This window comes from Mesorhizobium sp. M1E.F.Ca.ET.041.01.1.1, assembly GCF_003997355.1.
Classification (GTDB): Bacteria; Pseudomonadota; Alphaproteobacteria; order Rhizobiales; family Rhizobiaceae; genus Mesorhizobium.
Window position 1 is genome coordinate 1 of sequence record NZ_RZSL01000538.1, and the last position, 4123, is coordinate 4123.

At 64.6% G+C, this 4123-nt stretch carries 5 protein-coding genes; 2 read left to right on the forward strand and 3 right to left on the reverse strand.

Annotated features, from left to right (window positions below; translation table 11 throughout):
• Positions 1–819, reverse strand: an 819-nt coding sequence (locus EOA38_RS29640; protein WP_127300905.1) for a ligase-associated DNA damage response exonuclease, incomplete at its 3' end; no start/stop codon positions are given.
• Positions 820–926: 107 nt separating this feature from the next.
• Here EOA38_RS29640 and EOA38_RS29645 point away from each other — a divergent pair.
• Both EOA38_RS29645 and EOA38_RS29655 read left to right on the forward strand, forming a co-directional pair.
• On the forward strand, positions 927–1844 hold the full coding sequence (locus EOA38_RS29645; RefSeq protein ID WP_127300906.1) for a methyltransferase domain-containing protein: 918 nt from the start codon (positions 927–929) through the stop codon (positions 1842–1844).
• A gap of 299 nt (positions 1845–2143) precedes the next feature.
• Positions 2144–2518, forward strand: coding sequence for a hypothetical protein (locus tag EOA38_RS29655; RefSeq protein WP_127300908.1), 375 nt, complete (start codon positions 2144–2146; stop codon positions 2516–2518).
• A 108-nt stretch (positions 2519–2626) separates the two neighbouring features.
• Here EOA38_RS29655 and EOA38_RS29660 read toward each other — a convergent pair whose 3' ends face one another.
• Both EOA38_RS29660 and EOA38_RS29665 read right to left on the reverse strand, forming a co-directional pair.
• Complete coding sequence (locus EOA38_RS29660; protein ID WP_127300909.1) at positions 2627–3568, reverse strand: glyoxylate/hydroxypyruvate reductase A; 942 nt, start codon at positions 3566–3568, stop codon at positions 2627–2629.
• A 38-nt stretch (positions 3569–3606) separates the two neighbouring features.
• Positions 3607–4123 (reverse strand): ATP-binding cassette domain-containing protein (locus EOA38_RS29665; RefSeq protein ID WP_127300910.1); only part of this gene is annotated, 517 nt, incomplete at its 5' end.

The window sequence follows — 4123 nt, forward strand, 5'->3', positions numbered from 1 at the left end:
GCCTTGCTTGGCGCGCTGGCGGATGCGCATCCAACCCGAGGCGAAGCAGGAGATCGGATCGGGAAAACGCCGCGCCCAGCGGTCGGCGAAGGCGGCCGGCGGGCCGACGACGATGGCGCCGGCGAAATCGGCCTTGCCGCCGGTCTCCACGGTCCCCGGCTCCAGCTTGCCGAGGTCGATGCCTTGGCTCTGGTAGTATTCGCTGAGCTTTGTCAGCGCGCCGTGGATATAAATCGGCTTGTCATAGCCGGCGTCGCGCAACAGGCGCATCACGCGCTGCGCCTTGCCGAGCGCATAGGCGCCGATCAGGTGCGAGCGTTCGGGAAATTGCGCCGCCGATTTCAGCACACGCGCGATCTCCTCTTGATCCGGCGGATGCCGGAACACCGGCAGGCCGAAGGTCGCCTCGGTGATGAAGACGTCGCACGGGACCGGCTCGAAGGGCCGGCATGTGGCGTCCTTCTGCCGCTTGTAGTCACCGGAGGCGACGATGCGCATGCCTTGGTACTCGACGGCGATCTGCGCCGAACCCAGCACGTGCCCCGCCGGATGGAAGGTCACGGCGACGCCATTGATGCCGATCGTCTCGCCGAGCGTCGCGGCCTGCGTCGTGCCGGCAAAATCCTCGCCGCAGCGCAGGCCCATGATGTCGAGCGTCTCTTGCGTGGCCAGCACCGAGCGGTGGCCGGAGCGGGCATGGTCGGAGTGGCCGTGCGTGACCAGGGCGCGGCCCACCGGCCGCACCGGGTCGATGAAGAAATCGCCTGGCGGGCAGTAGAGCCCTTCCGGTCGTGGCTTGAGCAGGTCGCTGGCGCGCATGGCTTGAAGATAATGGCTAAATTCCCCGCGGAAAGCCTGTTGCAAGAGACTGCTGACTCATCCTACAGCCGGCCGCCGGTTCGAACGCCGGTGGGATCAAACGAACCATGAAACCGTTTCAGGCTTCGTCCGGCGACTCGAACGCCGACCGTCGCGCCGACTTCGCCGAGATGCTCTTCGTTTCCGGTGAGCCGGCGCAGGCGGCGGAGCTTCTGCTCGGTGCGCTGGAGCTGGCGCCACAATGGGCGGTCGGTTGGTTCCGCCTCGGCGAGATGCTGGAGGCGGCAGGTTTTCTGGACCAGGCCGCCCAGGCCTGGACGATGGCGCTGAAGCTCGATCCCGTGGACCGGCTGGGCGCGTCGCTCAAGCTGCAATTGATCGGCAATGCGCCGGCGGCAGCGGCTCCGCCCAGCGCCTTCGTCGAGACCCTCTTCGATCACTACGCCGACCGTTTCGAGGAAGCGCTGGTCGGAAAACTCGGCTACCGGATGCCGGACTTTCTCGACCGGGCCATTCGCGCGGCAAGGCCGGGCCGTTTTCACCTAGCCCTCGACCTCGGCTGCGGTACCGGCCTGATGGGCGAAAGGCTGCGTCCGATCGTTGATCGGCTCGAGGGCTACGACATCTCGGCCGGCATGTTGCGGAAGGCGCGCGCCAAAGGCATCTACGACCTGCTTTCCAAGGCCGATCTTCAGCATTTTTCCCACGCCGGCCCGAAAGCCGACCTCGTGGTCGCGGTCGACGTGTTCATCTACTTAGGCGCGCTCGAACGCGTTGTCGGAGCCGTTGCCGAGAGCTTGGTCGATAAAGGCGTCTTCGCATTCTCGGTAGAAACCACCGCCGGCGACGATGACTTCGCCTTGCTGCCGTCGCGGCGCTACGCGCATTCCGAGGCCTATGTGCGGCGCGTTCTCGCCGTCAGCGGGTTTGCGATCCTGTCGCTGGAGAGCACGACCATCCGGCATGACCGCGGCGAGCCTGTAGGGGGCTTGGCTGTCGTGACCGGGAAAGGCCATGCGGTATAAAGGATCATTGACGCAGCGTTCCTCACACCCCCCTCTGGCCTGCCGGCCATCTCCCCCGCAAGGGGGGAGATCGGATGTCGCGGCGGCTTTCGCCAATCTCCAGCGCCGCAGGAAGAGCGGTAGGCCGAAGCTGTCCATCTCCCCCCTGCGGGGGAGATGTCCGGCAGGACAGAGGGGGGTGCTGTCCCGCCGACGTTGTATTGATCCTATGCTGCAAAGAAGGCCAGAATCGCCGCTCGCGAAAAAGCCCGAATCGCATGTCCGTTTAAGCGTGGGCGGATACCGCACGGAGGGATACCATGCGCTGGAACATGGTGGTGTTGGCGTCTTGCCTGACGACGGCCGGCTGCGTCGGCGGCACCTCGATGGCCGAAAGGCAGGACGAGAACGTCCAGTCCTCGCTGCAATATGACAGCGTGCCCTGCGACCAGCTGCTGGCCAACCGCAATGCGCTGGCGCAGCAATACAACCTGCCGGTCACGGCGAAGCCGACTTTCTCCAATCCGGCGATGGGCTTCGGTCCGTTCACGCCGGACATGCGCTCCAAGGCGCAGCGCGACAGCGACAAGGCGAGTGGCGAGATCGACGCCATGAGTCGCTCGATCGAGCGCCGCGATTGCGGCGAGCCGAAGAAGAAGGACAAGCTCGAGCTGCCCGGTTCGAAGCCTGCTTAATGCATGTCGCCCAAAAGTGCGCAGCGGTTTTGGGAAAACGACATGCACCAAAACAAAGACCTAAAGCGTGGTGCCTGAATCCGTTTCAGCGCTACACGCTTTGGGTGCTCAATAACCCGCTTCGCGGTCGACCAGGTTTTCTAGCTTTTCGCCGCGCTCGAAGGCCGCCATCTGCCGGAGCATGATCGGTACGAGATGCACGGGGTCCGAGGTCGCCGCCGCATGCGGCGTCACGAACACTTTCGGGTGGCTCCACAGCGGGCTTGTCTTCGGCAGCGGCTCGACCTCGAACACGTCGAGGCTCGCTTCCTTCAGCATGCCGTCGTTCAGCGCGCGCAGGATGTCGGCATCCTTCTGCAGCCGGCCGCGGCCGGCATTGATCAGCACCGCTCCGCCGAGCCCGTTGCGCCTGCGCAATTCCTTCAGCACGCTGTAATTGATGATGCCCTGTGTGTTGGGGGTGAGCGGCAACAGCACCACCAGGATATCCGTGGCGTTGAGGAACGGGATCAGCCCGGCTTCCCCGGAAAAGGTCGAAACACCCGTCATCGGCCGCTCAGTGCGCGACCAACCGTTGACCGCAAAGCCCAGCGAGAGCAGCACCGAGGCCGCTGCGCGGCCGAGATTGCCGAGGCCCATGATGCCGACGGAGATGTCTTCCGCCGCGCGCTGCGGCAGCTCTCGCCAGATCTTCTTCTGTTGTTGCGCGCGATAGTGCATGCTCTGGCGGTGGTGGTCGAGCACCCGCCAGACGACATATTCGGTCATATGCTGGGTGAGATTGTCGGCGACGACCCTGACGATCGGCACGTCGGGCAGGCCGGGATCGGCGAAGATGTGGTCGACGCCGGCGCCGATCGAGAAGATGGCGCGCAGATTGGGCAATCCCGACAACAGGTTCGGCTTCTGCTTCCACACCACCGCATAGGTGATCGAGGGGTCGCTGGGGCCATCCGGCTCCAGCACCACCTCGCGCTCGGCCGAAAGCAGTTCGCGCCAGCGCTGCGGATGAAAGCCGGTGAGGGCAAGCAGGATTTTGCCTTTTTCCATTCGCGGATGTTCTTCCCTGTTATGTAAGCCGGGCGGGCCTATTGGCTGACCACGCCGGTCGGCGCCGTCTCGATCCTGAAGGCCGCCGAGATCAGTGCCCGGGTATAGTCGGTCCGCGGGCTGCCGAAAATCTGATCGGACGGCCCGGCTTCGACGATCTGGCCATTGCGCATGACGATGACGTCATTGGCAAGGGCGCGGATGACTTTCAGGTCGTGGCTGATGAACAGATAGGCCAGGTTATGCTTGGCCTGCAGATCGCGCAAAAGGTCGACCACCTGCGCCTGGACGCTCATGTCGAGCGCCGAGGTCGGCTCGTCGAGCATGACGAAGCGGGGGTTGAGCACCATGGCGCGGGCGATGGCGACGCGCTGGCGTTGGCCGCCGGAAAATTCATGCGGATAGCGGTGCCGCGTTTCGGGATCGAGGCCGACCTCGTTCAGCACTTCGACGACCTTGTCGTCACGCTCGTCGGGCGACAGTTTAGGCTCGTGGATCTTCAGCCCTTCCTCGATGATCTCGGCGATCGACATGCGCGGGCTCAAGGATCCGAAC